This window comes from Brevundimonas sp. PWP3-1b1 (genome assembly GCF_049896065.1).
GTDB lineage: Bacteria > Pseudomonadota > Alphaproteobacteria > Caulobacterales > Caulobacteraceae > Brevundimonas > Brevundimonas intermedia_B.
Map to the genome: position 1 here is coordinate 439,763 of NZ_JAFCTO010000001.1, position 25,813 is coordinate 465,575.

Sequence of the window (25,813 nt, forward strand, 5' to 3'; positions counted from 1 at the left end):
GCGAGCCCGGCCGCGTCGCGAATAAAGCGCGACAGTGCCGTCGCCTGAATGCTATTGCGAGCCGCTCACAACTAGGTCTCCCATGCGCCCTCTGCTCCGCCTTTTCGCCCTGATGCTTGCGATGGGGCTGTCCGCACCCGCCCTGGCCCAGGCGCCGTCCGCCTCCGAGGCCCAGGTCGCCTGGCGACTGCTCGACTATGTGGCGGTCGACTATGCCGGCGCGGTTGCCAATGGTCAGGTGACCAATCCGGCCGAATACGGCGAGATGATCGAGTTCGGCGGCCAGATCCGGACCCGCCTGGACGCCCTGCCGCCGAACCCGGCCAAGGCCGGCCTGATCCGTGACGCGGAGGCCCTGCAGGCGGCCATCCTCGACAAGGCCGACCCGGGGGTCGTCGGGGCCCGGGCCAAGGCGCTGGCCGGCGCGGTGCTGGCGGCCTATCCGAGCCCGCTCGCGCCTTCGTTCCCGCCTGATCTGGCCCGCGGCGCGACCCTCTATGCCGAGCAATGCTCGGTCTGCCATGGCGTGACCGGACGCGCCGACGGACCGGGCGCCGAGGGGCTCGACCCGCCTGCGATCGCCTTCGCGGATGTGGAGCGCGCCCGTCAGCGCAGCGTGTTCGGCCTCTACCAGGTGATCGATCAGGGGCTCGAGGGCACGGCCATGGCCAGCTTCGCCCATCTGCCGGCCGAGGATCGCTGGGCCTTGGCCTTCTACGTGGGCCGGTTCGCCTTCACCGACGCCGAAGCCGCCGAAGGTCGACGCCTCTGGGAGAGCGACGCGGCGATCCGCGCCGCGTTCCCTGACCTGGCCGCCCTCACCCAGGCCACCCCGGCGGAGCTGGCGACAAGGATCGGCGAGACGAAGGCGCGGGCGGTCATCGCTCACCTGCGTCGCCATCCCGAGGCGACGGTTCGCGCCGAGGGATCGACCCTGACCCTGGCCCGGACGCGACTGGCCGAAAGCGAGGCCGCCTATCGCCGGGGCGACCGCAAGGCCGCGACCGACCTCGCCCTCTCGGCCTATCTCGACGGCGTCGAACCGGTGGAGCCGGCGCTCGGCGCTCGTGACGGCGCCTTGCTGCGGCGGGTCGAGACGGCCATGACCGACCTGCGCATCTCGATCAGCAGGCGCGCGCCGACCCAGGAGGTCGCGGACCGGGTCGCCCGCGCGAACGCCCTGCTGGACACGGCCGAACGCGCCCTCGCGCCCCAGGAGGCGGACAATCTCGCCAGCTTCCTCGGCGCTTTCACCATCCTGCTGCGCGAAGGGCTGGAAGCCATCCTCATCGTGGTGGCGATGATCGCCTTCCTGAGGAAGGCCGAACGGCCCGAGGTGCTGCGCTACGTCCACGGCGGCTGGGTGGCCGCGCTGGTCGCCGGCGGCGCCACCTGGGCGGCCGCGACCTTCTTCATCTCCATCAGCGGCGCCAGCCGGGAGCTCACCGAAGGATTCGGCTCGCTCCTGGCGGCCGTGGTGCTCGTCTCGGTCGGCATCTGGATGCATGGGAAGTCGCACGCCGACGCCTGGCAGACCTATATCCGCGACAAGCTCTCCAAGGCGCTGTCGAAGCGGTCCGCATGGTTCCTGTTCCTGCTGGCCTTCGTGGTGGTCTACCGCGAGGTGTTCGAGACCATCCTCTTCTATGCGGCGATCTGGAGCCAGGGCGGCCATCTCGGCATGCTGGCCGGCGCCCTGACGGCGGTGGCCATCCTGGCCGTGGTGGCCTGGGCCTTGCTGGCCTACAGCATGCGCCTCCCGATCGGCCGGTTCTTCTCGCTGAGCTCGATCCTCATGGCCATCCTGTCGGTCGTCCTCGTCGGCAAGGGCGTGGCTGCGCTGCAGGAGGCGGGCTGGCTCGATGTCCATCCGCTGGAGTGGATCCCCCGCATCGAGATCCTCGGTCTTTATCCGACGGTCGAGGGCGTCGCCGTTCAGCTTCTGACGATTGCTATCCTCGTGGTCGGCTTCTCCCGGCATGCGGCGCCGAAGGGCGCGCGCCCAGCCTCTTGAGCGGGCGTCTCCGCCTGAGGCCCAACTGCGGCCCGCGGGTTTCGGAGCTCCTTGGGCGCCGATAGCCGCGCAGTCCGCGGATACCCAGGGTGCGGGGGCCGCCTATAGTGTGCGAGGCCTCCCTTGGTGCGGAGATTAGGCGTCCTATTCTCCGCACTTCACGCGGAGAACAGCCTTGCTCCTGCGGCGCATAACGCCCATATTCCCCGCAAGGAGTGCGGGGAATGGCGCAATACATCCATGAGATCGAAGGCTGGCCGCGTCTGGAATGGCGCGCTGACGCGCTTGCCGATCGCCTCCCAGCCGTCCGTCATCGCCAAGGCCTTCTGCTTGGCCGGATGCACACGCTCGGCTTCGACCTCCGCGCTGAAGCCGTCCTCGAGACCCTTACCGAAGATGTCCTGAAATCCAGCGAAATCGAAGGCGAGCTGCTCGACAAGGATCAGGTGCGATCCTCCATCGCCCGCCGCCTCGGCATGGATATCGGGGCCCTCGCCCCCGCGGATCGCAACGTCGAAGGCGTCGTCGAAATGATGCTCGACGCGACCCAGAACTTTGCGTCTCCGCTCACCGAGGAACGGCTGTTCGGCTGGCACGCCGCCCTGTTTCCGACCGGACGCAGCGGCATGACGAAGATCGTCGTCGGCGCCTGGCGCAACGAGAGCTCCGGCCCGATGCAGGTCGTCTCGGGCCCCTTCGGACGAGAGCGCGTGCACTATGAAGCGCCGCCCGCCGCCCGTCTGCAGGACGAGATGCGCGCGTTCCTCGACTGGTTCACTGACGAGCCGCGGACGGATCCGGTCCTCAAGGCCGCGATCGCCCACCTGTGGTTCGTGACCATCCACCCGTTCGACGACGGGAACGGCCGGATCGCCCGGGCGATCGCCGACATGGCGCTCGCCCGTTCCGAGAAAAGCGCCCAGCGGTTCTACAGCATGTCCGCCCAGATCCGGCTGGAGCGCAAGGACTACTACGCGACCCTGGAGACGACCCAGAAAGGCGCGCTGGACGTGACCCTCTGGCTGGACTGGTTCCTCGGCTGCCTCGATCGCGCATTCGACGGCGCGGAAACCACCCTGACCCATGTGATGCGCAAGGCGCGCTTCTGGGAGGCGCTCGCAGGTCAGACGTTGAGCGAGCGCCAGAGCACGGTCATCAACCGGCTGCTCGACGGCTTCGAAGGCAAGCTCACCTCGACCAAATGGGCGGCGCTGACGAAGTCCTCGCCCGACACGGCCTTGCGCGACATCAAAGATCTGGTGGACCGGGGCATCCTCGTGAAGGATGACGGCGGGGGACGCAGCACAAGCTATTCTCTGGTCGATCGAGGATAAGCGCCTCCCCATGGCGCCGGCGAGGCTCTGCGCCGTGCGGCTCCACTGAAGACCCTGCCTCGACAGGGAGGATCGCAATTCGCCAGTTCTGGCGCGTTACCGCCAAAAACGCAGCCTCAGGCCTGGCGTGCGATAGCAATGGCCGAGAGGTCGGACGCGGCATCCACCAAAACTCCGGCCGCCTTGCGCTCCGAATAGCGGTCCACGAGCTGAACGGCGTGGGGCCGGACCAGGATGGTGAAGCGCACCAGTTCCTCCATCACATCGACAATCCGCTCATAGTAGGCCGAGGGTTTCATCCGGCCGGCCTCGTCGAATTCCTGGAAGGCCTTGGCCACGCTCGACTGGTTGGGGATGGTGACCATCCGCATCCAGCGGCCCAGAAGGCGCAGAGTGTTGACGGCGTTGAAGCTCTGGGACCCGCCCGACACCTGCATGACGGCGAGCGTCCGGCCCTGGGTCGGGCGCATGCCGCCCAGGCTCAACGGCAGGTGATCGATCTGCAGCTTCATCAGTCCGGAGACCTGGCCGTGCCGCTCCGGGCTGCACCAGACCATGCCCTCCGACCACAAGGCGTGTTCGCGCAACTCGCGCACCGCCGGGTGGTCGTCGTCGCCGGGCGCGCCCGGCAGGGGCAGGTCGGTGGGGTCGAAGATGCGGGTCTCGCATCCCATTTGCTGCAGCAGGCGGGCCGCTTCCTCGACGCAGAACCGCGAATACGACCGCTCGCGCAGCGATCCGTACAGGAGAAGGATACGCGGCGCCGGCTCGGTCGGGCCCAGTCCACGGGCGGGATCGGCGGACAGATAGGCCGCGTCCAGAGCCGGCAGATGATCCGGGTCCGGCAGCGAGCGCAGGCGGGTGAAGGTCATCACAGGTCCTTGGTCAGACAGGCGGCCGACGCCGGCCAGACGTCCGCGAAGTCCGACGTGCGGACGAGCGATAGACCGGGCCGGTCCTATTAAGGTCACTACAGGACGGTGAACAGCAATCGCTCGGGACCGCGCCGAGACCGCGACACCCTGACCGTCGCCAAACCCCGCGGGATCCTTCAGAGAGTCAAAGGCGGCGGTTGACGGATACGAGGCAAGAAGCTGCGGGCAACAACATTCCAAGGCACTATTTTCCCGTGACCTGCTCGCGGGTCGATCTCCGCAAAAATTAGTTCGGTCTTTTCAGCAGATTTCAGGGGCCTTCACCGCAATGCGCCATGCCAATGGACAGGCGAGCGCTCGCCAGCAAAAGATTTTTGGTAGCGGTGTGGTAGCGGCGTAAAAAATAGGGTGGGCGATCCCGTTGGGATCGCCCTGCCATAACCTATTGATTGCCTTGGCAATCTCGACTGGAGCGGGCGAAGAGATTCGAACTCTCGACCCCAACCTTGGCAAGGTTGTGCTCTACCACTGAGCTACGCCCGCACTCCGTAGGAGCTAGGTGCGCTCCCCGTCGAGGAGGGGGCGTATAGCGGAGGGTTGAGCGGTCCCGCAAGCTCTTTTTTGCGGCTATCGCGCTTCGCGCTACTTGAGCCGATTTGCGTATCGCGGTTCACGCGACATGAGCCGCAAGCTTGCCGACAGAGCGACCCCGCTGCTCGCCGCCAGAGCGCCTTTGCGCTCAAGCAGCGAGCGACCGCGTCGCGAGCGTAGCGCCCTTCCGCGCCTCAGCGCGGAGCCAGCCTGATAGCCCCGTCCAGGCGGATGCATTCGCCGTTGATATAGACGTTGCGGGCCAGTTCCAGCACCAGCGACGCATAGTCGGCCGGCGTGCCCAGGCGGCTGGGGAAGGGGATGGCGGCGGCCAGGGCATCCTGGATCTTCTGGTCCATGCCGGCCATCATCGGCGTCCACATGATGCCGGGCAGGATGGTGTTGCAGCGGATTCCTTCCTGGGCCAGATCGCGCGCCACCGGCAGAGTCATCGCATAGACCCCGCCCTTGGACGCCGAATAGGCCGCCTGGCCGATCTGGCCGTCCTGTGCCGCCACGGACGCCGTATTGACGATCAGGCCGCGCTCGCCGTCCGCCATCGGCTCCAGCGTCACCATGCCCGCCGCCGACTGCGACAGGACGCGGAAGGTGCCGAACAGATTGACCCGCACCGTGCGTTCGAACTGGGCCATGTCGTGGGCGCGGATCTCGCCGGTGTCCTTTTTGCGCGACACGGTCTTCTGGCCCGTGGCGATGCCGGCGCAGTTGACGGTCAGCCGCTCCTGGCCGTGGGCGGCGCGGGCCTTTTCGAAGGCCGAGGCCACCGAGGCGTCGTCAGTGACATCGACCTTGCAGAAGACGCCGCCGATTTCCCTGGCGATCTCCTCGCCCCGCTCCTCGTTCAGGTCGAACAGGGCCACCTTGGCCCCGGTTGCGGCGATGGCGCGGGCGGTGCCTTCGCCCAGGCCCGAGGCGCCCCCGGTGACCACGGCGGCGATGGTGTTGTCGAGTTTCATCCTGATCGTTCCTATGTATTGTTTGAACCTGAGTTTCTTTTGAGGATTTAGCGGCCATGACCGCCAAAGCCAAACCCGCCGATCCGTCTGACGCCCTGGACCCGAAAAAGGCCCTCGTCCCTTCCGTCGTGAAGGTCAACGAGGCGCGCGTTACCAGGGGCTTCTGGCCCAAGATCACCCGCACGGCGGCGCGCATTCCGTTCGCCGACCAGGCCTTGGCCGCCTGGTACGCCGCGCGCGATCCGCAGACGCCGATGGCGGCCAAGGGCATGATCTTCGCCGGCCTGGCCTATTTCGTCCTGCCCGTGGACGCCATTCCCGACATCTTCGCCGGCATCGGCTACACCGACGACGCCGCCGTTATCACCGCCGTCCTGGCCATGGTCGGCGCCAACATCAAACGCCGCCACCGCGACAAGGCCGAGGATGCGGTGCAGCGGCTGAAGGGGAAATGACGATCCTCCCCCGAGAAGCGTAGCGGAACGGGGGAGGGGGACCGCGAAGCGGTGGAGGGGGCGACGCGCGCGCTGCGCCAAACGTTTCGCATCCAGTCCGCTTCCGCCCCCTCCACCACGCTGCGCGCGGTCCCCCTCCCCCGCTGCGCTGGGGAGGATTCAGCTCTCCACCGTCACCACGATCTTGCCCAGGGCCTGACGGTCGCCCAGCGCCTTGATCGCCTGGCCCGCCTTCTCCAGCGGGAAGGTCCGGGACACGCGCGGCTTGATCTTGCCCTCGGCGTACATCTGCATCAGCTCGGCCATGTTGGCGGCGTGGCCCTTGGGATCGCGCGCCACGGCCGCGCCCCAGAAGACCCCGATCACCGACACCGACTTCAGCAGGGTCAGGTTCAGCGGCAATGACGGAATTCCCGCCGGGAAGCCGACCACCAGATACCGTCCGTTCCAGTCCATAGCCCTGAGCGCCGGATCGGCGTAGTCGCCGCCCACCGCGTCATAGACCACGTCCGCGCCGTCGCGGCCGGTCGCCAGCTTGAACTCGCCCGACAACTCCTTCTGCGCCGCCCTGTCCATCAGGCCGGACGGATAGATCAGGCCGTTGTCGGCCCCCAGGTCCAGGGCGAACTGGACCTTGTCGTTGGTCGAGGCGGCGGCGACCACGCGCGCGCCCATGGCCTTGCCCAGTTCGACGGCGGCGGCGCCCACGCCCCCCGCCGCGCCCAGCACCAGCAGGGTCTCGCCGGCCTTCAGCTGCGCCCGATCCTTCAGCGCGTAATAGCTTGTGCCGTAGGTCATGATCAGGGCCGCCGCCTCCTCGAAGCTCATGGCCTCGGGGATCGGGATGACCGTCTCGGCCCGCACCGCCAGCCGCTCCACCAGCCCGCCCCAACCCGGCACGGCGATGACGCGGTCGCCCTTGCGCACGCCCTTGACGCCCTCGCCCACCGCCTCGACCACGCCCGCCACCTCGGCGCCGGGCGAGAAGGGCCGCTCTGGCCGGAACTGGTATTTGTCCTCGATGATCAGGGTGTCGGGATAGTTGATCCCCACCGCCTTGACCTCGATGATCACCTCGCCCGCCTTCGGTGTCGGATCGAGCACGTCCTCGACCACCAGAGTTTCGGGACCGCCAGGCGTCTTGGACAAAACAGCGCGCATCTTTCCTCCTTGGCCGACATGGCGCGGCCTTCATCGCGACGCTAAACAGCGCCACGCCCGATTGAAAGAGGCGACGAAAACCAGGCTCAGGAAGACCCCATGACCGCCCTCATCCTTCACGGCGGCGCCGGCGCCCGGCGCGAACGCAACTACGACGCCGAAGTCGTGCACATGCGTCAGGTGGTCGAGGCCATGAAGGCGCGGCTGGACGCGGGCGACAGCGCCCTGGACGTCGCCACCGCCGCCGTCGTCATGCTGGAGGATTCCGGCCTCTACGTCGCCGGCAAGGGCGCCTCGCCCAATCTGGCCGGCGCCTATGAGTTGGACGCCAGCATCATGGACGGATCGACCAAACGCGCCGGCGCCGTCGCCGCCCTGCAGGGCTTCCGCAACCCCGTCGTCGCCGCCCGCGCCGTGATGGACCGCACGCCGCACGTCATGCTGGTGGGCGAGGGCGCGGCCCTGTTCGCCCATGACCAGAAGCTGGAGCCGATCGCCGACGAGGCCGCCTGGTTCACCGGCGCCGGCAAGGGCGAGGACAACCACCCGCCCGGAACCCTCAGCCACGGCACCGTCGGCGTCTGCGTGCTGGATGCTCAGGGCCGCCTCGCAGCCGCCACCTCGACCGCCGGGGTCTTCGGCAAGATGCCGGGTCGGGTGGGCGACACCCCCATCCCCGCCGCCGGAACCTGGGCCGACGGCCGCGCCGCCGCCTCCTGCACCGGCCAGGGCGAATATTTCATTCGCGTCGCCGCCGCCGCCCAGGTCGCCTGGCGCGTCGCCGCCGGCCAGACCCTCAGCCAGGCGACCCAGGCCGTCATCGACGAGATCGGATCCATGGGCGGCGACGGCGGCATGATCGCCCTGGACGCCGCCGGAAACATCGCCGCCCCCTTCAACAGCCAAGGCATGAAACACGCCTGGCTGACCCCCGCCGGCGAGATCGGCGTCGAGGTCTTCAGGGACTAGGTTTTCGCCGACATCACGTCGGAGATGGTGGTCAGCAGCACCTTCAGGTCGATGGGCTTGGCGACCACCGCATCCATACCCGCCTCCAGATAGGCGTCGACCTGCTCCACCATGGCGTTGGCGGTCAGGGCGATAATCGGCGTCCGCGCCAGTCCCGCGTCGGACTCGCGCTTGCGGATGGTCCGCGTCGCCGTCGGTCCGTCCATGTTCGGCATCTGCACGTCCATCAGGATCAGGTCCCAGGCGCGCGCCTGCGTCGCCTTCACCGCCTCAAGACCGTCCTCGACGATCTCGACCTCGATCCCGACCTGGCCCAGCAGGCCGCGGATCACCTGCTGATTGACCGGATGGTCCTCGGCGACCAGCACCCGCAGCGCCGCCTGCGGCTCGGCGTCGGCCCCATCCTGGCCGGCCTTCACAGGCGGCGTCCGCTTCAGCGGCAGGGTGACGACGAAGGTCGCCCCCTCGCCCGCCTCGCTCTCGACCTCGATCCGGCCGCCCAGAAGGTCCACCAGCGCCGCCACGATCGACAGCCCCAGCCCCGCCCCGTCACGACGATCCACCGCCGCCGCCTCGATCTGGGCGAAGCGCGTGAACAGATGTTCGATCTGGTCGGCCGGTATGCCCCGCCCGGTGTCCGAGACCCGCAACACCACCCCGGCGTCCGTGCGCGCGACATCCAGCGCCACCTCGCCCTCGGCCGTGAACTTGATGGCGTTGGACAGCAGGTTGAACAGGATCTGGCGCAGCCGCACCGGATCGGCGCTGACCCAGCCCAGGCCCGCCGAGCGCACGTGCAAGGCCAGTCCCTTGCTGTTCGCCAGCGGTCTCAGCGTCTCGGTCACCTCGTGGATCAGGATGTCGGCGTCGATGGCCTGAGGCACGATCTCCAGCCGCCCTTCCTCGATCCGCGACAGGTCCAGGATCTGGTTGATCAGATCCAGCAGGGTGTGGGCCGACCGGTCCAGGATCTCCAGACGCCGCTTCTGTCGGTCCTCCAACGCATCGCCGGCCATGATCTGCGCCATGCCGATGACGCCGTTCAGGGGGGTGCGGATCTCGTGGCTCATATTGGCCAGGAAGCGGGACTTGGCGGCGTTGGCCTCGTCCGCCTCACGCCGTGCGTCCTGGGCCGAGTCGCGGTCCAGAAGGGCCGCCGCATGCGCCGCCTTGACCTCGGCCAGCAGGCTCTTGTTGCGTTGATCGGCCGCGAACAGATCGCACCACAGGGCGTGCATGGCCCGCGAGATGATGACCAGGATGATCGCCAGCATGACGAAGGCGGCCGCGACCGCCAGCCCATGCGGCCCCATCAACGCCGGATAGATCATCACCAGCACGGCGACGCCGATCGGCGCCGCCGCCAGACCCAGCAGCCTCGGCGCCGCGCTGAACTGGACGAAGGCCACGCCGATCGACCAGACCTGGATCAGGATGACCACCAGCCGGACATCGGGGATCGGGCTCGACAGCCAGGCGATCAAAGGGCCCGACACCCCCAGGGCGAACCTCGTCGTCACGATCATCATCAGCACCGGAGGCCAGCCGGACACTGGGGCCTCCTCCTGCCGGTAGCGTTTCACCCGTCGCTGCGCCCAGGCGTCGAACGCCATGCCGACGGCGGCGAATCCCAGCCCCAGCCAGGGTTGCCCCAGGGCCGCCAGGATCAGCCCCGCAGCCGCCCAACTGCCGTAGAGCACGGCCGGCGGAGTAACCATATTTTCCAGGACGAAGGCCCAGACCGCGATTTTCTCGTCAGAGACAGCTGTCGCTTTCGCGGGTCTCGGCACTCGACCTCGGGACTGGGAAGGACCGCAGGGATGCGGTGATCGGCCATATCGCGCCGCCCGGCGCTTGTCCATGACCGGGCGGTCGGCTTCATTACATCTCGGTAAGGTGCATAGCCGTCAATCGCTGATACGGTCATGCCTCGCCCGGCGTTCCGGGCCTGGGAGCCCCGCATGAAATTCCGCCTCACCGCCACCCTCAAGGTCGGCGCAGCCGCCTCGGCCCTGCTGCTCGGCCTCGCCGCCCCCGCCTTCGCAGCCCCCGCCTTCGTCGAGGGAGCCCCCGCCGCCGTTCAGGCGCCCCAGGGCGTCGCCGTGCCCCCGCTGGGCTTCGCCAAGCGCGTGCTGCCGAACGGGCTTGAAGTCTACACTTCCCGCGACGCCGACACGTCCAACGTCACGGTCCAGGTCTGGTACAAGGTCGGGTCAAAGGACGATCCGGCCGGCCGTTCGGGCTTCGCCCACCTGTTCGAACACCTGATGTTCAAGTCCACCAAGAACCTGCCGCCCGAGACCTTCGACCGGCTGACCGAGGATGTGGGCGGTTCCAACAACGCCTTCACCGCCGACGACACCACCGCCTATTTCGAGACCGTGCCCGCCAACCACCTGGAGCGGATGCTGTTCGCCGAGGCCGACCGCATGGGCTCGCTTGTCGTGGACGAGCCGACCTTCGTCGCCGAGCGCGACGTGGTGAAGGAAGAATATCGCCAGCGCATTCTGGCCAACCCCTATGGCCGCCTGTTCGGCCTGTTCGTGCCCGAGACCATCTATCAGGAAAGTCCCTATCGCCGCCCCGGCATCGGCTCGATCGAGGAGCTTGAGGCCTCGTCGCTGGAGGACGTGCGCCGCTTCCACGCCACCTATTACCGGCCCGACGCCGCCTATCTGATCGTGGCGGGCAACTTCGACCAGGCCCAGCTGGACCGCTGGATCGACCAGTATTTCGGCCCGCTGAAGAACCCGACCACGCCGGTCCCGGTCAACAATGTGGTCGAGCCCGAGCCGACGGGCCCGCGCAACGTCACCTATTATGCGCCGAACGTGCCGCTGCCGGCCGCCGTCGTTGCCTGGCCGACCGTCAAATACGCCGACGCCGACCGCGCCGCCCTGACCGTGCTGGACGGCATCCTGTCCACCGGCGAATCCAGCCGCCTGTATCGCTCGCTGGTCTATGACAAGCAGATCGCCGCCCAGATCGGCTCGACCCCCGACTTCTCGCAACAGGCCGGCAACCTGTCGGCCCTGGCCATCATGGCCCAGGGCCATACGGCCGAGGAAGGCGTCGCCGCCCTGAACGAAGAAATCGCCAAGCTGCGCGACGCCCCCGTCTCGGCCGACGAACTGTCCGAGGCCAAGAACGAGATCGTCGCTGATGCGCTGCGCAGCCGCGAGACGGTGGACGACCGCGCCACCGCGCTCGGTTTCGCCCTGATCAACACCGGCTCGGCCGCCGCCGCCGACGAAGAGGTCGCCCAGATCCAGGCCGTCACCGTCGCCGACGTCCAGCGCGTGGCCCGCAAATATCTGACGCCGCAACGCCAATCGACGATCACCTTCCTGGCCGCCGACGACCAGAACCCCGCCTCGGTTCAGAAGATGAATGTCGGCGCCCCCGTCACCGTCGCCGACCTGGCGCCGGCCGGCCCGCCCGCCGTCCTCCTGCCCGAAGCCGAGCGCACCCCCCTGCCCCAGCCGGGCGCCGAGGTCGCGCCCGTCACTCCCGCCGTCGCCGACTTCCGCCTCGACAACGGCCTGCGCGTCCTGGTCGCCCCGACCGACGGCGTGCCGCTGGTCTCGGCCCGTCTCAGCTTCGACGCCGGCTCGTCCGACGATCCGACGGGCAAGGCCGGCATCGCCGCCATGACCGCCGCCCTGCTGACCCAGGGCACCAAGACGAAGACGGCGCCGGAAATCGCCACCCAGATCGAACAGCTGGGCGCGTCGATCGGCGCGGGCGCAGGCGTGGACTTCTCCAACGTCTACGCCAACGCCCCGTCCAACGCCTTCCCCGCGACCGTCGCCCTGATGGCCGATCTGGTGAAGAACCCGACCTTCGCCGGCGAGGAGCTTGAGCGTCAGCAGGCCCAGACTCTGGACGGCCTGCGCGTCGCCCTCAGCCAGCCGGCCGCCATCGCCGGCATGACCGTGGGCCGCGTCATCTATGGCGACGCCCCCTATGGCGGGACGATCACGCAACAGACGGTGCCGACCATCACCCCGGCCGACGTCGCCGCCTTCCACGCCGCCCGCTATCGCCCGTCGGACGCGACCCTGGTCTTCTCGGGCGACATCACCCTCGACGCCGCCCGCGCCCTGGCGCAGCAGGCGTTCGGCGACTGGAACCCAGCCGGCGCCGCGCCCGCCGCCACCGCCAACCCCGCCGGTCAGGCCCTGGCGCCCCGTATCGTTGTGGTGAACCAGCCCGGCGCCGGCCAGGCCGCCGTCGTCGCCGCCGTTCGCGGCGTGTCGCGCACCGATGCGGACTTCTTCCCCCTGACGGTGGGCAACACCCTGTTGGGCGGCGGCTTCTCGTCGCGGCTGAACCAGGAGATCCGCATCAAGCGCGGCCTGTCCTACGGCGCCTCGTCGTCGCTGGGCGTGCGGGCGGATGCGGGCCTGTTCACCGCCTCGACCCAGACCAAGAACGAGACCGCCGACGAGGTCGCCGACCTGATCCTGGCCGAGATCGCTAAACTGGGCGCCGAGACCCCGACCCAGGCCGACCTGGCCCCGCGCCGGGCCACCCTGATCGGCGGCTTCGGCCGCTCGCTGGAGACAGTCGACGGCCTGGGCGCCCTGGTCGCCAACCTGGCCCTCTATGACCTGCCGATGAGCGACCTCGCCGACTACGCCGGCCGGGTCCGCGCCGTGACGCCCGACCAGGTCCAGGCTGCCTTCGCCGAACACCTGCCGGTCAATCGCGCCAGCCTGGTCATCGTCGGCGACGGTTCGCTGTTCCTCGACGCCCTGCGCGCCAAACATCCGAACCTCGAAGTCATCGAGGCCGGCGCCCTGAACCTGAACAACGGCGCGCTGAAGTAAGGGGACACAGACGCTCTCCCTCCCCGTCCGGGGAGGGTGGTCGCGCAGCGACCGGGTGGGGGCGGCCCGGCAAGGCCGCATGCCTTACAGGTCTTTGAACGGTCGCCCTGCCGCCCCCACCCGACCTCGCTCCGCTCGGCCACCCTCCCCCCGCTGGGGGAGGGAGAGGCGCCGCCTGATATTCGCCAGCCATCGTACTTCAGCCGCCGCCGCCCAATCTTTTCAATAGCCTGAAGACCCGCAGCGTCTTTCATCCATACGTGGCCCCAACCGGGGTTATGATCCATCCCCCGGTCTTTGACATCGCGATCCCGCCGACTTGGACTCGTTGGACGACTTGGACTGTTTTTTCGCAGTCCAACTTCGAGTCCAACTTCGCCGCCTAGACGGACAGGCACACCACCTGGGCCACGCGCAGATCCCGCCTCAGCCGGTTCGACACCCGTCCGTAATCCTCGGTCGTCACCGCCTGGCCCCGCGCGTCCTCGCCCGCCGTCTGTTCGCCCCTGATCGCCGGGCCGAAGGTTTCGGGCGCCGTCGTATAGATTCGGCCCCGACGCGGCGCCTCGGCGATGGTGACGCCCACGACCCGGCCCTGAGGGTCCAGCGCAGGCGCTCCCGACAGACCCGACAGCGTGCCCTCCAGCCCGTTGGTGCGCCCGACCTCGGCCCAGGCCAGGACCGGTTCGTCGCGTGCGCCGCGTCCGAACACCTTCAGCGTTTCGCGGCCCAAGAGGCGCGAGGTCACTTCGCCCGGCCGCCCTTGCGGGAAACCGGGATGGAAGGCCCGCTGCCCCTTGCGCAACGGCGCCTCGGCCGCGACCGGCAAGGCGGGCGGCCCCCCGTCGGTGATCAGTAGGGCGATGTCCGCGCGGGGCGCCAGACGCACGTCGGCGGCGACGGCCCGGCCCTGGCCCACCACCAGCGCCGGCCTGCGACACCCCTCGACCACATGGCGCGCCGTGATCCAGCGGCCCCGGCCGGCGATGGAGAAGGCGGTCCCCGACGACGGCTTGAACGGCGCCTGGCCCGCGTCGACCGTAACGGCGGCGTCGAAGGGGGTGATCGGTCCCAGCAGCGGCCCTTCGACCTCGGAGGCGGGCGCCGAGGCGGGCGGCGCATCCGCATTCTCGCGCCGGCCCAGCGACACGGCCAGGAAGACGGCCGCCACCGCTCCGTAGATGGCCCAGTCCGGCAGGCGGGGAAATTGCATTATCCGTCAGCCGGCCCGGTCAACCGGTAAGCGCGGCGGACAGGATCACGGCCGTCGCCAGCTTGGCGCCCAGCAGCACCACCGCCGCCGAGATCTCGCCATGCCGGATCCGCTCGGGCAAGCCCGTCAGCAGCAGGTCCACGACCCGGAACGCCAGCAGTTGCAGCACCACCGTGGCCACGCCCCAGATGGCGATGTCGCGCACCGAGGTCGAGACCGACAGAGACACCGCCAACGGCACGGCCAACCCCACCAGAATGCCCGCAAAGGCGATGGCCGCGGCAGTATTGCCCTGACGGATCAGGGCGACCTCCTTCCACGGCGTCAGCAGGGCATAGACCGTCGCCCCTGCCGCGAGCAGCAGCAGGGTGACGATCAGGTGCATGACCATGACCGGGAAGCCCGAGGCGAAAGCCTGCACCTCGGCGCTGGAAAGGACGTTCGACAGAGACGGGTCCATACCCAGACGCCTTGCCCGATTGTCGCCCCAATCCGCAAGCGCGGCCGGGACACAGTGCGTGACATTATGTGTCGAGGGTTGTGTCTCCTCCCTATCGCGTAGCGATGGGGAGGTGGCGCGGCGCATCTTCGCGCCGTGACGGAGGGGCTCTTTGGTCCATCACAAGCGGCAGCGTGACTTCAAGAGCCCCTCCACCGCTTCGCGGTCCCCCTCCCCACAAGTGGGGAGAAGACGACGGATCAAGCCGCCGCCTGCTCGGCCTTCCTGAGCGTGCTGGCGCGGACCTTTTCGCTTTCGGACTTCAGCTGGCCGCAGGCGGCCAGGATGTCGCGGCCGCGAGGGGTGCGGATGGGTGACGCGTAGCCGGCCTTGTTCAGGATGGCGGCGAACCGTTCGATGGTCTTCCAGTCCGAGCATTCGTATTCGACGCCCGGCCAGGGGTTGAACGGGATCAGGTTGATCTTGGCCGGAATGCCCTCGATCAGCTTGAGCAGAGCCCGCGCCTCTTCGGGGCTGTCGTTGACGCCCTTCAGCATGACGTATTCGAACGTCACCCGGCGCGCGTTCGACAGGCCCGGATAGGCCCGGATGCCCGCCATCAGCTGTTCGAGATTGTACTTCTTGTTCAGCGGCACCAGCACATCGCGCAGGGCGTCGTTGGTGGCGTGCAGGCTGATGGCTAGCATGGCCGCCGTGCGCGTGCCCAGCGCATCAAGTTGCGGCACGACGCCCGAGGTCGAGACGGTGATCCGCCGACGCGACAGGGCGATGCCCTCATTGTCCGAGATGATGTCGATGGCGTCGGCGACGTGGTCGAGATTATACAGCGGCTCGCCCATGCCCATGAAGACGATGTTCGACAGGCGCCGGTCTTCCTTGGGCGACGGCCATTCCTCCAGATCGTCGCGCGCCACCTGGACCTGGGCCACGATCTCGGCGGCGGTCAGGTTGCGGACCAGCTTTTGCGTGCCGGTATGGCAGAAGGTGCAGTTCAGGGTGCAGCCGACCTGGCTGGACACGCAAAGCGCGCCGGCGCGGCCCACGTCGGGGATATAGACGGTCTCGATCTCGATGCCCGGCGCGGTGCGGATCAGCCATTTGCGGGTGCCGTCCTTGGACACCTGGCGTTCGACGATCTCGGGGCGGGCCAGGGTGAAATGCTCGGCCAGCTTGACCTGCATGTCCTTGGCGACATTGCTCATGGCCGAAAACTCGGTCACGCCATAGTGGTGGATCCAGCCCCACACCTGGCTGGCGCGCATCTTCGCCTTCTCGGGCGGACAGACGTCGGCGTCGATCAGCGCCTGGCGCAGGCCCGCGCGCGTCAGACCGCTGAGGTTGACGGGAGCCTTCTTGGCGGGCGCGTTAGAGACGCGCGAAAGGTCGAGCGTGATGCTCAAGGCGGCGATCCTGCGTGAGGTTGAGCCGGCCTATATAGCACGGATCCCGGCGATTGCATGGCCGGGGCGGATTCGACGGCTTTAGAGGCCTACGTCCCAGACGCCGGCGTCGCGCATCCGGGTCTCTCGCGCCTCTTCGGCCCGGCCGCCCATCTCGCCCGCCATGCCGCGAATGGCGGTCGAGACGGTGCTCTTGTGCACGCCCGGCACGACCGCGTGGGCGAAGGCGGCGCCGGCCAGCCGCATCAGTTTGAAGCCGAAGGCGGCCGAGGCGGCCATATGTTCGAAATAGGTCTCGCCCACTTCGCGCGGATGATCGCGGAACAGCCGGGCGAAGGGCGTGGAGCCTGAACGGGGCCGGTCGATCGTCGTCTGGCTCATGGCGCGGGCTCCCTGCTTCGGCGCCCCTATGGTCACGCCTGACGGCCTTGGACGCAACCCCTGCCGCGATCCGTTCATTCCGCCCGCCCATCGCCCATCAGAGCCATCGTCAGAAGCGAAAACTCGGGCTAGGGTCGTCGCTCGATCAAGGGAATGCTCATGCCGATCCGCCTCAAGGCCGTCTCCTCCATGGCCGTCGCGCTGGCCCTGCTGGCCTCGGCGTCGCCCGTCCTGGCCCAGTCGGGCGCCGCCGGCCTGCCCTATGACGCCCGTCGCGGCGTGTTCAGCTTCTCCTCGGGGCTGGAGGGTTCGCTGCCGGCGGTGGTTCAGGTGACGACCCTCGGCCAGTCGCGCGGCCCCAGTTCGGACGCCGCCGATCCCAAACCCTACGCCTCCGGCTCCGGCGTCATCGTCGATGCGGCCGAGGGCCTGTTGATCACCAACAATCACGTGGTCGAGGGCGGGCGAAAGTTCACCGTCGACCTGACCGACGGCCGGCTGTTCGACGCCGTCCTGGTCGGGGCGGACAAGGCCACCGACATCGCCGTGCTGCGCATCGTGCCCGATGGTCGGCCGCTGAACCTGAAACAGGTCCAGACGGTGGATTCCGACACCCTGCGCACCGGCGACCTGGCCTTCGCCGTCGGCTATCCGCTGGGCCTGGACCAGACCCTGACCATGGGCGTCATCTCGGGCCTGAACCGCTCCGGCCTGGGCGACGCGGTCGAGGACTATATCCAGACCGATGCGGCCGTGAACTCGGGCAATTCGGGCGGGCCGCTGCTGGACAGCCGGGGCCGGCTGATCGGCATCAACACCTCGATCCTGTCGGGCGGCCTGGGCGGGGGCAACGACGGCATCGCCTTCGCCGTGCCGACGCGGATCATGCTGTATGTCGCCGACCAGCTGAAGAAGAACGGCGAGGTCAAGCGCGGCCAGACCGGGGCCATCTTCGGCTCGCTGAACGCCGAGCGGGCGCGCGAGCTGCACCTGGGCATCGTGCGCGGGGCGGTCGTCGCCGATGTCGCGCCGGGATCGCCGGCCGAGCGCGCAGGCCTGCGCCACAACGACGTCATCACGCGCATCGAGGGCCGCCCCGTCGCCAACGCCGGCTCGGTCAACGCCACCATCGGCATCGCCGCGCCCGGCTCGGACCTCAGCGTCGCCTATCTGCGCGGCGGCCGCGAGGCTGCGACCAGTCTGTCGGTCGAGACCCCCGTGGATCAGCCCGTGGTCGTCGGCGCCCAGTCGGTGCTGGCCTATGGCGCGACCCTGCGCAATCAGGACGGCGGCGCCCAGGTCGTCGCCGTCACCGCCGGATCACCCGCCGCCCAGGCCGAACTGACGGCCGGCGACCTGATCACAGCCATCGGCGGCGCAGCCGTCACCGACGCCCAGGCAGCCGCCACCGCCTTGCAGGGCGCGACGGGTTCGGTCGAGGCGACCGTGCTGCGGAATGGAGAGACCCTCAGCCTGACCCTGGCGCTTTAGCCGAGGTCCAGACAGCGAAACGCCCGCCTTGCCAGGGAGGGGGAGGGGAAAGGCAGGGCGGGCGCTCGCTTGGAGGAAGCATCGGCCGCCGGAGCCCTTCGTGGAAACATCCAGGGGGGCTGGGGGGGGCTGTTCAGGATCCGGGACGCTTCCGAACTCCGACGAGCCGATGATCGACATTTCGTCGCCCAACCGGGCGGGCGAAGGACCGAAACGGGGCCATTTCGTGTCTGCGTCGTTTTCTGTGCGCCCACTGGCGCCGGGCCGCCGTGTCCTTAAGTTGAGGCGATGAGCATGAACCCGCACGAGGCGGCGCCCACCGCCGGCCCCGTCTTCTTCGACCGCCGCGAACTGGACCCCATCCTGCGCGTCTATGGCCGCATGGTCGCACAGGGCGAATGGCGCGACTACGCCATGGTCGGACACAAGGACTTCGCCGAGTTCGCCGTCTTCCGCCGCTCAGGCGACGCCCCCCTCTACCGCATCGAGAAACGCCCCGCCCTCCAGACCCGCCAGGGCCAATGGGCCGTCATCGGCGAAGGCGGACAGATCTTGAAACGCGGCCGCGACCTGGCCCAGGTGCTTCGGGTCTTCGACGGCCGCCGGTTTCAGGTGGTGGACTAAAACAAAAAAGGGCCCCGCGAGGGGCCCTTTCCGTATCCGTCTTGCGACAGACCTCAGTTCCGGTTGCCGCCCATGAAGGCCAGCAGGAATTGGAACAGGTTCACGAAGTTGATGAACAGGCTGAGCGCGCCGAAGCCCGTGGCCACGCCCATCGCGTTCTGGTCGCCGCCCAGTTGGTAGTAGGTCATCTTCAGACGCTGGGTGTCGTAGGCGATCAGGCCCGCGAAGATCAGTACGCCCAGACCCGAGATGATCAGGTAGAAGGTGCCCGACTGCAGGAACATGTTCACCACCGAGGCGATGATCAGGCCGATCACGCCGAAGATCAGGAATGTGCCCATGCCGGTCAGGTCCTTCTTGGTGGTGTAGCCCACCAGGCTGAGACCGCCGAACGCCGCCGCCGTGACCAGGAAGGTCGAGGCCAGCGAGGCGCCGGTGTAGCGCAGGAACACGATGCCCAGCCCCGCGCCGATGGTGGCGACCACGGCCCAGTACAGCAGGTTCACGCCCTTGGCCGACGGGTTCTTCATGAAGAACATCGAACCGAACAGCATCACCAGCGGCGAGAACTGAACGATCATGCCCAGCATGGTCAGGCCGATCCGGCCGTCGGCCGTCTGGACGAACAGCAGTTGCTGCACGGCGGGCACATTGCCGGTGACGTAGGCCAGGGCGGCGGCGACCACCAGGCCCAGGGCCAGCTTGTTGTAGACGCCCAGCATGAAGCTGCGCAGGCCGGCGTCGACCGACATGTCGGCCGTCTGCGGCAGAGGACGGGCGTAGCCGTTGTTGAAATCGCTCATGGCGACGAACTTTCTCCGATTGGCCGGAGAGGCTTCTCCGGTCACAGGGTTTGAATATCGTGAGCCGAGGCCCTCGCTGCAAGGAAAACCGGACTTGGAGGCCGTTGTTCCTGCCGCTACCTTCGGTCGCATGCTTCGTCTGTTCACCGCCCTGACCCTGCCGCCCGATGTCGGAGACACGCTGAAACGGCGCCAATCCGGCCTTCCGGGCGCGCGCTGGCGGCCGCTGGACGCCCTGCACGTCACCCTGTCCTTCTATGGCGAGACCGACGAACGCCGCGCCGACGACCTGGCGTCGGAACTGGCGCGCGTGGCGGGCGGGCCGTTCGAGATCGCCTTGAAAGGCGTCGGCTGTTTCGGCGACGACCACCGCAGCCATACGCTGTGGGCCGGGGTCGAGACCCCCAACGACAGGCTGTCGGTGCTGGCCGGGCGCTGCAAGTCAGCCGGCGAGCGGGCGGGGATCAGGATGGAGGCGCGCACCTATAAGCCCCACGTCACCCTGGCCTATCTGAAGACCCAGACCAATCCCGACCGCATCGGCGCCTGGATGGCGGGCCACAATCTGCTGCACTCGCCGCCGATCCGCATCGACCGCTTCGGCCTGTATTCCAGCGTCCTGACCGATGGTGGCAGCCATTATGAGCTGGAGCGGGAGTATCTGCTGTGAGCCCCAACCAGGACTGCGCCGCATACGCCGTGCCGCCCCATGTGAACCTGGGTCCGACGCTTGAGACGGAACGGCTGATCCTGCGCCCGCCTGCGGTCGAGGACTTTCCGCGCTGGGCCGAGTTCATGGCCGATCCCGAGACCACGCGCTTCATCGGCGGCGTCCAGCCCGCGCCCCAGGTCTGGCGCACCCTCTGCACGATCGCCGGCATGTGGGCCCTGAGCGGAGAGGGCATGTTCTCCATCCTGGAGAAGTCGAGCGGCCTGTGGCTGGGACGGATCGGGCCGCTGCATCCCTATGGCTGGCCCGGCCGCGAGGTGGGCTGGAGCCTGCACCGCGACGCCACCGGCAAGGGCTATGCGGTCGAGGCCGCCGCCGCGACCATGGACCACGCCTTCGACGTGCTGGGCTGGGACGACGTCATCCACTGCATCGACCCGGAGAACCTGGCGTCTGCGGCGGTGGCGACGCGGCTGGGATCGCGCAATCGCGGACCGGGCGTCCTGCCCGAGCCGTTCCAGGATCACGCCGTCGATCTGTGGGGCCAGACGCGCAGCGAATGGGCGGTCAACCGGTCGCGCCTGAAACCTTGAAGGACAACCGATCGTGTCGATGCGTCGTATCCCCTCCAGATCGAATGAGGATACGCCCATGTTTCGCGCCAGCCTGATCGCCGCTTCCGCCGCCCTCGCCGTCGTGTCCGCCACGGCCCCCACCACAGCCCTGGCCCAGGCCTCGGACGTCGATCTGGCGCGGTTCGACGGCCGCTGGTTCGAGATCGAGCGCAATCACAACAACGTCCAGAAGGACTGCAGCCGCGCCCAGATCGACTTCACGCCGCGCGACGCCGCCGACCGCTACGCCATCGCGGTCACCTGCACCCGCCGCAACGACGGTCGGGTCGAGACCCTGCGCGCCAACGCCCGCGTTACCGACACGGCGACCAACGCCAAGTTCCGCTTCAGCCTGACCGGCCTGCTCAGCTTCGGCGGACTGGCAGGTCAGAACTACTGGGTCTGGGATCACGCGCCGGACTACAGCTGGGCCATCATGGGCCTGCCGGACAAGTCGAACTGGTGGATCTGGCATCGCAACCAGAATGCGTCGCAAGCCGAGCGCGACCGCATCCTGAGCCGCGTCCGCACCCTGGGCTTCAGCAGCAATCGGCTGGTGCATACCGGCCTGTAAAGGCGCCGCTTGCGGTTGGAACGTAGCCGGAACATAAGCTGTCGGCATGTCCGCCGTCGCTCACCTCGAACTCGTCTTCAGCCGCCCCCAGACCACGCAATCGGTCACACGCGGCGCGGCGCGGTTGATGATGGACATGGGCTATGCGCCCCTGCTGGAAGTCTGCCTGCCTAACGGTCGTCGCGCCGATGTCATGGCGATTGGGCGCAAGGGCGACATCGTCATCTGCGAGGTCAAGTCGGGCGTCGATGACTATCGCGTGGATCGCAAATGGCATGAGTACGGGCCGTTCTGCGACGCCTTCTATTTCGCCGTGGCGCCAGAGTTTCCGCAAGACATCCTGCCGGACGAGCCGGGCCTGATCGTCGCCGACGGCTTCGGCGGGGCGGTGGTGCGCGACGCGCCGGTGACGGCTCTGGCGCCCGCACGACGCAAGGCCCTGACGCTCGCCTTCGCCCGGTTGGGCGCGATGCGGACGATGCGCGACTAAAGGCGGCGGAAGACGGCGGCGGCGAAACCGTCGGCGATCAGCTGCGCCTCGACCTCGGCCAGTGGTTCGACGACCACTCCCTTGCCGCCCGTCGCATGGATGATCCGTTCGCCATCCAGCACCAGGGCCGAATGGCCGGTCCAGTCCTGGTCGCCGTTCGGCGCCAACCAGACGACGATGTCGCCGCGCTCGATGTCCGCTGCCGAGATCGCCTGCCCGAGCTGAGCCTGTGCGTCCGACCGGCGCGGACCCGGCAGGCCGCATGCCAGCAGGGCCTGCTGCACCAGACCGGAACAGTCGGTGGAGATCGAAGACCGCGCGCCCAGCTCGTGAGGGCGGCCCAGCAGCCTCTCGGCCACAGCGACCAGATCGGCTTCGAACTCCCCGATCGGCTGAAGGTCGGACTGGTCCAGACCCACAGCTGCTTCGACGACCAAGGAATTCAGGGGCAGGGCGGCGTCGATGGCCGCGACACGATAGGTCGCCAGCGGCGCGCCGCTCGACAAACTGTCCAGCACCACCCAGCCGACCACGCCGTCCCGGCGCGCCCGGCCCCAGGCCCGGCCGTTGGCCCGATCAAGAACGTCGAAGATTTCGCCGTGCAGCAGTTGATCGATCCGCCCATCGGCGTCGGACAGGATGTCCGCCACGGCCGCGCGGCAGTGCATGGCCTCGGTCGCGCGATAGGCGTCCGCACGCACCAGCCCTTCCAGCGCCTGTTCGGCGAGGTCGGGGCGAGCAAGGCGGTCGCCGGGCGGAAGAAGATCGAGAACGTCTGTCAACGTGAACTCGCGTGATTGAGCCCACAGCCTTATCCCCCGATGGCTTAGGGGCCGTTAACGGCCGAGGCCTTTGCGAAAGAAAATCAACAAAACTGCGTTCGCAGATATTGGAAGCACGCCCTCAACGCCTGAGCCTCGCCGCCTTCGGGGTGGCCAGGCCGCGCGCGGGGGTTCCAGGCGAAGATGTCCATATGCGCCCAGGCGCCGGTCGTCGGGGCGAACTTCTGCAGGAACAGGGCCGCGGTGACCGAACCGGCCTGCGCCCAGGCGGAGGAATCGTTCTTCAGATCGGCGATTTCGGTATCGAGCGCCGCGCGATAGCCCGGCCATAGCGGCATCCGCCACAGGGGATCGCGCACCTGCCCCGCCGCGGCCAGCAGGCCGGCGGCCAGGGCCTCGTCATCGGTATAGAGCGGCGGCAGTTCCGGCCCCAGCGCAACCCGCGCCGCCCCGGTCAGGGTGGCGAAGTCCAGCGTCAGGTCCGGCTGGTGCTCCCCCGCCCGCGTCAGGGCGTCGGCCAGGATCAGCCGCCCCTCTGCATCGGTGTTGCCGATCTCGATCGTCAGACCCTTGCGGCTGTTCAGGATGTCGCCGGGGCGGAAGGCGTCGGCGGACACCGCATTCTCGACCGCCGCCACGATGACCACCAGCCGCACGGGCAGGTCGGCCTGCATCACCAGCCGCCCCAGGGCCAGGGCATGGGCCGATCCGCCCATGTCCTTCTTCATGTTCCGCATCCCGGCGGCGGGTTTCAGGTCCAGCCCGCCAGTGTCGAACACCACCCCCTTGCCGACCAGTGCCACCAGCGGCAGGTCGGTCCGGTCCAGCTTCCAACCGATCTCGATCAGGCGCGGCGCCCGGTGCTGGGCGGCCGCACGGCCGACGGCGTGGACGGCCGGATAGTTTTCTTCCAGCAGGGCGTCACCGGTCGTGACCGTGATGGTCGCCCCGGCGCTCTCGGCGATCTCGCGGGCGATGGTCTCGATCTGCAACGGCCCCATGTCGGCGGCAGGCGTATCGACCATCTCGCGCGCCAGGGCGCAGGCGGCGGCGATGCGCGAGACCTCGGCGACATCCACCCCGCCCGGCGCGACCAGCCTGACCGGCGCCCGATCCGGCCGGGCCTTGTAGCGGTCGAACACATAGGCCCCCAGCAGGAAGGCCAGCGTCGCCAGTTCCGCGTCCTCGGTCGCCAGCTCCAGACGATACAGGCCGCCCGGCAACCGCGCCGACAGGCCCCGCACGCTCATGGGATCGAACGTCGCCGCCGCTCCGACCATGACCTGAGCGATCTCGCCGTCCGCGCCTGGCACGACCAAAAGCTGACCCGCCTTGCCCTCGAACCCGTGCAGATCGCCCCAGCGGCGGGACGCACCGTCCACCGCACCGCCCGCCTGAACGAAGCGGATCGGGATCGCGCCGTCGCCCTCATGGGCGGAAACCAGCAGTGGATGCGAGATGGACATACGGCCCTCGAAACGAAGTTAACCATCAGTTGACGTGAACAGGCGACCCTAGAGGCAAGACCCAAGGACCGCCTGGACCCGCCCCATGTCGCGCATGCCCGCCCTTCTCGCAACCGTCGCCCTGATCGCCCTGTCCGGCGGACCGGCCCTGGCGGCCGACCCGACACCGGCCTCATCGGCCCAGACGCGCGCGCCGTCCTCGGCGCAGGTCCGCGCCACCTATGACCGGATGGACGCCCTGTCGCGCTCGGTCTTCTGGGCCTCGGAACAGCAAGCCAATCCGACCGATGCGGTCGCGGGAGTGAAGCTGGCGCAGGCGCTGCGCGAACTGGGCCGTTACGATCAGGCGGCTGAAGCCGCCCAGGCGACCCTGACCGTCCAGCCGAACAATCTCGATGCCCTGCTGGAGCTGGGTCGCGCCCATATCGCGCGTGGCCAGGCCTTCTATGGTGTCGCGCCCTTGGAACAGGCCCGCAATCAGGCGCCGCGCGACTGGCGCGCCTATTCGCTGCTGGGCGTGGCCTATGAGCAAGTGCGCCGGACCGACGACGCCCGCGCGGCCTGGAACCAGGCCCTGGCCCTGTCGCCCGACAACCCCGATGTCCTGACCAACGCCGCCACCGCCGCCCTGACCCAGGGCGATGCGCCGGGCGCCGAGACCCTGCTGCGCCGCGCCGTCGCCCAGCCGACCGCCTCGGCCAAGGTGCGCCAGAACCTGGCCATGGTGCTGGGCCTGCAGGGCAAGATGGGCGAGGCCGAACAGATCCTGCGCCGCGAACTGCCGCCCGAACAGGCCGAGCAGAACCTGCAATGGCTGCGCGCGCGCGGCACGGCCGGCGCCGCGTCGTCCAGCGGCGGCGTACCGGCGGACACGCCGACGACCGACACGGCCCGCACCTGGAATTCGCTGCAAGGCGGCTGATCCACCCGTTGCGGTCGGGCCGCGCGCGTGGTGGATGAGGCCATGACCTCCCTCCCCACGCCCCGCGCCTACCAGGCCTTCCTGTTCGACATGGACGGCACCCTGATCACATCGACGCTCGCCGCCGAGCGGGTCTGGACCCGCTGGGCCGGACGTCACGGCCTGGACGTCGCGGCCCTGCTGTCGGTCATGCACGGGGTGCGGGCCATTGACACCATCCGCAACCAGAACCTGCCCGACATCGACCTGGCCGCCGAGGTCGCCTGGGTCGAACGCGGCGAGATCGAGGACGTGGACGGCGTCGCCTCCATCGCCGGCGCCATCGACTTCGTCAAACGCCTGCCGTCCGACCGCTGGGCTGTGGTCACGTCCGCGTCCGTTTCCCTGGCCCGCGCCCGGCTGAAGGCGGCCGGCGTGACGCCGCCCGCCGTCATGATCACCGCCGAGGACGTCGAACGCGGCAAGCCCGACCCCGCCGGCTATCTGAAAGCCGCGGCGACCCTGGGCTTCGACATCGCCGACTGCCTGGTGTTCGAGGACGCCGAGGCCGGGATCAGGGCAGGCGAAGCGGCCGGGGCGGATGTGATGGTGGTGACGGCGGCCTGGACGCATCCGCTTCAGACGGATCACCCCACGCTGGCGAACTATGCGGATGCCGGGCTTGAGGTCGGGGCGGACGGGACGCTGACGTTTAAGGTCTGACACATCATTTCCC

Annotated in this window: 24 protein-coding genes and 1 tRNA gene; 13 read left to right on the forward strand and 12 right to left on the reverse strand. The window is 68.7% G+C overall.

Features of this window, described 5'->3' with window-relative positions; all coding sequences use genetic code 11:
• The first annotated feature begins 82 nt into the window (after positions 1–82).
• On the forward strand, positions 83–2,014 hold the full coding sequence (locus tag ACP69V_RS02155) for a cytochrome c/FTR1 family iron permease (protein ID WP_112863178.1): 1,932 nt from the start codon (positions 83–85) through the stop codon (positions 2,012–2,014).
• Between the two features lie 224 nt (positions 2,015–2,238).
• The gene (locus ACP69V_RS02160) at positions 2,239–3,348 is read left to right on the forward strand and encodes a Fic family protein (protein ID WP_035307547.1); all 1,110 of its coding nucleotides are present in this window, start codon (positions 2,239–2,241) and stop codon (positions 3,346–3,348) included.
• 116 nt (positions 3,349–3,464) lie between these two features.
• Here the strand turns inward: ACP69V_RS02160 and arsH are convergent, their stop codons facing one another.
• From arsH to ACP69V_RS02175, 3 genes are all read right to left on the reverse strand, one after another.
• Complete coding sequence (gene arsH / locus ACP69V_RS02165; protein ID WP_035307546.1) at positions 3,465–4,220, reverse strand: arsenical resistance protein ArsH; 756 nt, start codon at positions 4,218–4,220, stop codon at positions 3,465–3,467.
• 471 nt (positions 4,221–4,691) lie between these two features.
• Positions 4,692–4,766 (reverse strand) — tRNA-Gly (locus tag ACP69V_RS02170).
• Positions 4,767–5,008: 242 nt separating this feature from the next.
• On the reverse strand, positions 5,009–5,791 hold the full coding sequence (locus ACP69V_RS02175) for an SDR family oxidoreductase (RefSeq protein ID WP_426022434.1): 783 nt from the start codon (positions 5,789–5,791) through the stop codon (positions 5,009–5,011).
• 56 nt (positions 5,792–5,847) lie between these two features.
• On the opposite strand from ACP69V_RS02175, the gene ACP69V_RS02180 reads away from it, so the two are divergent.
• Positions 5,848–6,246, forward strand: coding sequence for a YkvA family protein (locus ACP69V_RS02180; protein WP_426022435.1), 399 nt, complete (start codon positions 5,848–5,850; stop codon positions 6,244–6,246).
• 159 nt (positions 6,247–6,405) lie between these two features.
• Here the strand turns inward: ACP69V_RS02180 and ACP69V_RS02185 are convergent, their stop codons facing one another.
• Positions 6,406–7,407, reverse strand: coding sequence for an NADPH:quinone oxidoreductase family protein (locus ACP69V_RS02185; protein WP_426022436.1), 1,002 nt, complete (start codon positions 7,405–7,407; stop codon positions 6,406–6,408).
• Positions 7,408–7,506: 99 nt separating this feature from the next.
• Here ACP69V_RS02185 and ACP69V_RS02190 point away from each other — a divergent pair, with 99 nt between their 5' ends.
• Positions 7,507–8,376, forward strand: a complete 870-nt coding sequence (locus ACP69V_RS02190) for an isoaspartyl peptidase/L-asparaginase family protein (RefSeq protein ID WP_426022437.1) — start codon at positions 7,507–7,509, stop codon at positions 8,374–8,376.
• Here ACP69V_RS02190 and ACP69V_RS02195 read toward each other — a convergent pair.
• Complete coding sequence (locus tag ACP69V_RS02195; protein ID WP_426022438.1) at positions 8,373–10,094, reverse strand: ATP-binding protein; 1,722 nt, start codon at positions 10,092–10,094, stop codon at positions 8,373–8,375. The two genes, ACP69V_RS02190 and ACP69V_RS02195, sit on opposite strands and share 4 nt — an antisense overlap.
• A 243-nt stretch (positions 10,095–10,337) precedes the next feature.
• On the opposite strand from ACP69V_RS02195, the gene ACP69V_RS02200 reads away from it, so the two are divergent.
• Positions 10,338–13,208, forward strand: a complete 2,871-nt coding sequence (locus tag ACP69V_RS02200; protein WP_426022439.1) for a M16 family metallopeptidase — start codon at positions 10,338–10,340, stop codon at positions 13,206–13,208.
• Between the two features lie 382 nt (positions 13,209–13,590).
• Here ACP69V_RS02200 and ACP69V_RS02205 read toward each other — a convergent pair whose 3' ends face one another.
• From ACP69V_RS02205 to ACP69V_RS02220, 4 genes are all read right to left on the reverse strand, one after another.
• Entirely contained in the window at positions 13,591–14,421 is an 831-nt protein-coding gene (locus ACP69V_RS02205) for a S1 family peptidase (RefSeq protein WP_426022440.1), read from the reverse strand.
• 19 nt (positions 14,422–14,440) lie between these two features.
• The gene (locus ACP69V_RS02210) at positions 14,441–14,881 is read right to left on the reverse strand and encodes a DUF350 domain-containing protein (protein WP_304936234.1); all 441 of its coding nucleotides are present in this window, start codon (positions 14,879–14,881) and stop codon (positions 14,441–14,443) included.
• A 239-nt stretch (positions 14,882–15,120) separates the two neighbouring features.
• Complete coding sequence (gene rlmN / locus ACP69V_RS02215; RefSeq protein ID WP_426022441.1) at positions 15,121–16,281, reverse strand: 23S rRNA (adenine(2503)-C(2))-methyltransferase RlmN; 1,161 nt, start codon at positions 16,279–16,281, stop codon at positions 15,121–15,123.
• An 81-nt stretch (positions 16,282–16,362) separates the two neighbouring features.
• Positions 16,363–16,662 (reverse strand): DUF6356 family protein, encoded by a 300-nt coding sequence (locus ACP69V_RS02220; RefSeq protein ID WP_346495602.1) that lies wholly within the window; start codon positions 16,660–16,662, stop codon positions 16,363–16,365.
• Positions 16,663–16,821: 159 nt separating this feature from the next.
• Here ACP69V_RS02220 and ACP69V_RS02225 point away from each other — a divergent pair, with 159 nt between their 5' ends.
• Entirely contained in the window at positions 16,822–18,153 is a 1,332-nt protein-coding gene (locus ACP69V_RS02225; RefSeq protein WP_426022442.1) for a trypsin-like peptidase domain-containing protein, read from the forward strand.
• A gap of 288 nt (positions 18,154–18,441) precedes the next feature.
• A complete protein-coding gene (locus ACP69V_RS02230) occupies positions 18,442–18,777 on the forward strand; it encodes a DUF2794 domain-containing protein (protein ID WP_426022443.1) in 336 nt (111 codons plus the stop codon).
• Between the two features lie 53 nt (positions 18,778–18,830).
• Here the strand turns inward: ACP69V_RS02230 and ACP69V_RS02235 are convergent, their stop codons facing one another.
• Positions 18,831–19,580 carry a Bax inhibitor-1/YccA family protein gene (locus tag ACP69V_RS02235; protein ID WP_374321986.1) on the reverse strand — a complete coding sequence of 250 codons (750 nt, stop codon included), beginning with the start codon at positions 19,578–19,580 and terminating at the stop codon, positions 18,831–18,833.
• Between the two features lie 130 nt (positions 19,581–19,710).
• On the opposite strand from ACP69V_RS02235, the gene thpR reads away from it, so the two are divergent.
• From thpR to mmcB, 4 genes are read left to right on the forward strand one after another with little or no spacing between them, the layout of a single operon-like run.
• Entirely contained in the window at positions 19,711–20,250 is a 540-nt protein-coding gene (thpR, locus tag ACP69V_RS02240) for an RNA 2',3'-cyclic phosphodiesterase (RefSeq protein ID WP_426022444.1), read from the forward strand.
• Positions 20,247–20,843: a GNAT family N-acetyltransferase gene (locus tag ACP69V_RS02245; protein ID WP_426022445.1), complete on the forward strand. Its 597-nt coding sequence runs from the start codon at positions 20,247–20,249 to the stop codon at positions 20,841–20,843. Before thpR ends, ACP69V_RS02245 begins: the two co-directional genes overlap by 4 nt.
• Positions 20,844–20,901: 58 nt before the next feature.
• On the forward strand, positions 20,902–21,438 hold the full coding sequence (locus tag ACP69V_RS02250) for a lipocalin family protein (RefSeq protein WP_426022446.1): 537 nt from the start codon (positions 20,902–20,904) through the stop codon (positions 21,436–21,438).
• 46 nt (positions 21,439–21,484) lie between these two features.
• Positions 21,485–21,928, forward strand: coding sequence for a DNA repair putative endonuclease MmcB (gene mmcB, locus ACP69V_RS02255; protein WP_292024192.1), 444 nt, complete (start codon positions 21,485–21,487; stop codon positions 21,926–21,928).
• On the opposite strand, the gene ACP69V_RS02260 is transcribed toward mmcB, so the two are convergent.
• Both ACP69V_RS02260 and ACP69V_RS02265 read right to left on the reverse strand, forming a co-directional pair.
• Complete coding sequence (locus tag ACP69V_RS02260; RefSeq protein ID WP_426022447.1) at positions 21,925–22,710, reverse strand: C40 family peptidase; 786 nt, start codon at positions 22,708–22,710, stop codon at positions 21,925–21,927. The genes mmcB and ACP69V_RS02260 overlap by 4 nt on opposite strands.
• An 83-nt stretch (positions 22,711–22,793) precedes the next feature.
• Positions 22,794–24,176, reverse strand: coding sequence for a leucyl aminopeptidase family protein (locus ACP69V_RS02265; RefSeq protein WP_426022448.1), 1,383 nt, complete (start codon positions 24,174–24,176; stop codon positions 22,794–22,796).
• Positions 24,177–24,261: 85 nt separating this feature from the next.
• Between ACP69V_RS02265 and ACP69V_RS02270 the strand changes: the two genes are divergently transcribed.
• Complete coding sequence (locus tag ACP69V_RS02270; RefSeq protein WP_426022449.1) at positions 24,262–25,098, forward strand: tetratricopeptide repeat protein; 837 nt, start codon at positions 24,262–24,264, stop codon at positions 25,096–25,098.
• A 42-nt stretch (positions 25,099–25,140) separates the two neighbouring features.
• Positions 25,141–25,800, forward strand: coding sequence for an HAD-IA family hydrolase (locus ACP69V_RS02275; protein WP_426022450.1), 660 nt, complete (start codon positions 25,141–25,143; stop codon positions 25,798–25,800).
• The last annotated feature ends 13 nt before the right edge of the window (positions 25,801–25,813 follow it).

What these genes read in the sequence shown, in the direction of transcription:
- ACP69V_RS02155 (WP_112863178.1), top strand. Translation starts at nt 83, where the DNA reads ATGCGCCCTCTGCTCCGCCTTTTCGCCCTGATGCTTGCGATGGGGCTG.
- ACP69V_RS02160 (WP_035307547.1), top strand. Translation starts at nt 2,239, where the DNA reads ATGGCGCAATACATCCATGAGATCGAAGGCTGGCCGCGTCTGGAATGG.
- arsH (WP_035307546.1), bottom strand. Translation starts at nt 4,220, where the DNA reads ATGACCTTCACCCGCCTGCGCTCGCTGCCGGACCCGGATCATCTGCCG.
- ACP69V_RS02175 (WP_426022434.1), bottom strand. Translation starts at nt 5,791, where the DNA reads ATGAAACTCGACAACACCATCGCCGCCGTGGTCACCGGGGGCGCCTCG.
- ACP69V_RS02180 (WP_426022435.1), top strand. Translation starts at nt 5,848, where the DNA reads ATGACCGCCAAAGCCAAACCCGCCGATCCGTCTGACGCCCTGGACCCG.
- ACP69V_RS02185 (WP_426022436.1), bottom strand. Translation starts at nt 7,407, where the DNA reads ATGCGCGCTGTTTTGTCCAAGACGCCTGGCGGTCCCGAAACTCTGGTG.
- ACP69V_RS02190 (WP_426022437.1), top strand. Translation starts at nt 7,507, where the DNA reads ATGACCGCCCTCATCCTTCACGGCGGCGCCGGCGCCCGGCGCGAACGC.
- ACP69V_RS02195 (WP_426022438.1), bottom strand. Translation starts at nt 10,094, where the DNA reads ATGGTTACTCCGCCGGCCGTGCTCTACGGCAGTTGGGCGGCTGCGGGG.
- ACP69V_RS02200 (WP_426022439.1), top strand. Translation starts at nt 10,338, where the DNA reads ATGAAATTCCGCCTCACCGCCACCCTCAAGGTCGGCGCAGCCGCCTCG.
- ACP69V_RS02205 (WP_426022440.1), bottom strand. Translation starts at nt 14,421, where the DNA reads ATGCAATTTCCCCGCCTGCCGGACTGGGCCATCTACGGAGCGGTGGCG.
- ACP69V_RS02210 (WP_304936234.1), bottom strand. Translation starts at nt 14,881, where the DNA reads ATGGACCCGTCTCTGTCGAACGTCCTTTCCAGCGCCGAGGTGCAGGCT.
- ACP69V_RS02220 (WP_346495602.1), bottom strand. Translation starts at nt 16,662, where the DNA reads ATGAGCCAGACGACGATCGACCGGCCCCGTTCAGGCTCCACGCCCTTC.
- ACP69V_RS02225 (WP_426022442.1), top strand. Translation starts at nt 16,822, where the DNA reads ATGCCGATCCGCCTCAAGGCCGTCTCCTCCATGGCCGTCGCGCTGGCC.
- ACP69V_RS02230 (WP_426022443.1), top strand. Translation starts at nt 18,442, where the DNA reads ATGAGCATGAACCCGCACGAGGCGGCGCCCACCGCCGGCCCCGTCTTC.
- ACP69V_RS02235 (WP_374321986.1), bottom strand. Translation starts at nt 19,580, where the DNA reads ATGAGCGATTTCAACAACGGCTACGCCCGTCCTCTGCCGCAGACGGCC.
- thpR (WP_426022444.1), top strand. Translation starts at nt 19,711, where the DNA reads ATGCTTCGTCTGTTCACCGCCCTGACCCTGCCGCCCGATGTCGGAGAC.
- ACP69V_RS02250 (WP_426022446.1), top strand. Translation starts at nt 20,902, where the DNA reads ATGTTTCGCGCCAGCCTGATCGCCGCTTCCGCCGCCCTCGCCGTCGTG.
- mmcB (WP_292024192.1), top strand. Translation starts at nt 21,485, where the DNA reads ATGTCCGCCGTCGCTCACCTCGAACTCGTCTTCAGCCGCCCCCAGACC.
- ACP69V_RS02265 (WP_426022448.1), bottom strand. Translation starts at nt 24,176, where the DNA reads ATGTCCATCTCGCATCCACTGCTGGTTTCCGCCCATGAGGGCGACGGC.
- ACP69V_RS02270 (WP_426022449.1), top strand. Translation starts at nt 24,262, where the DNA reads ATGTCGCGCATGCCCGCCCTTCTCGCAACCGTCGCCCTGATCGCCCTG.
- ACP69V_RS02275 (WP_426022450.1), top strand. Translation starts at nt 25,141, where the DNA reads ATGACCTCCCTCCCCACGCCCCGCGCCTACCAGGCCTTCCTGTTCGAC.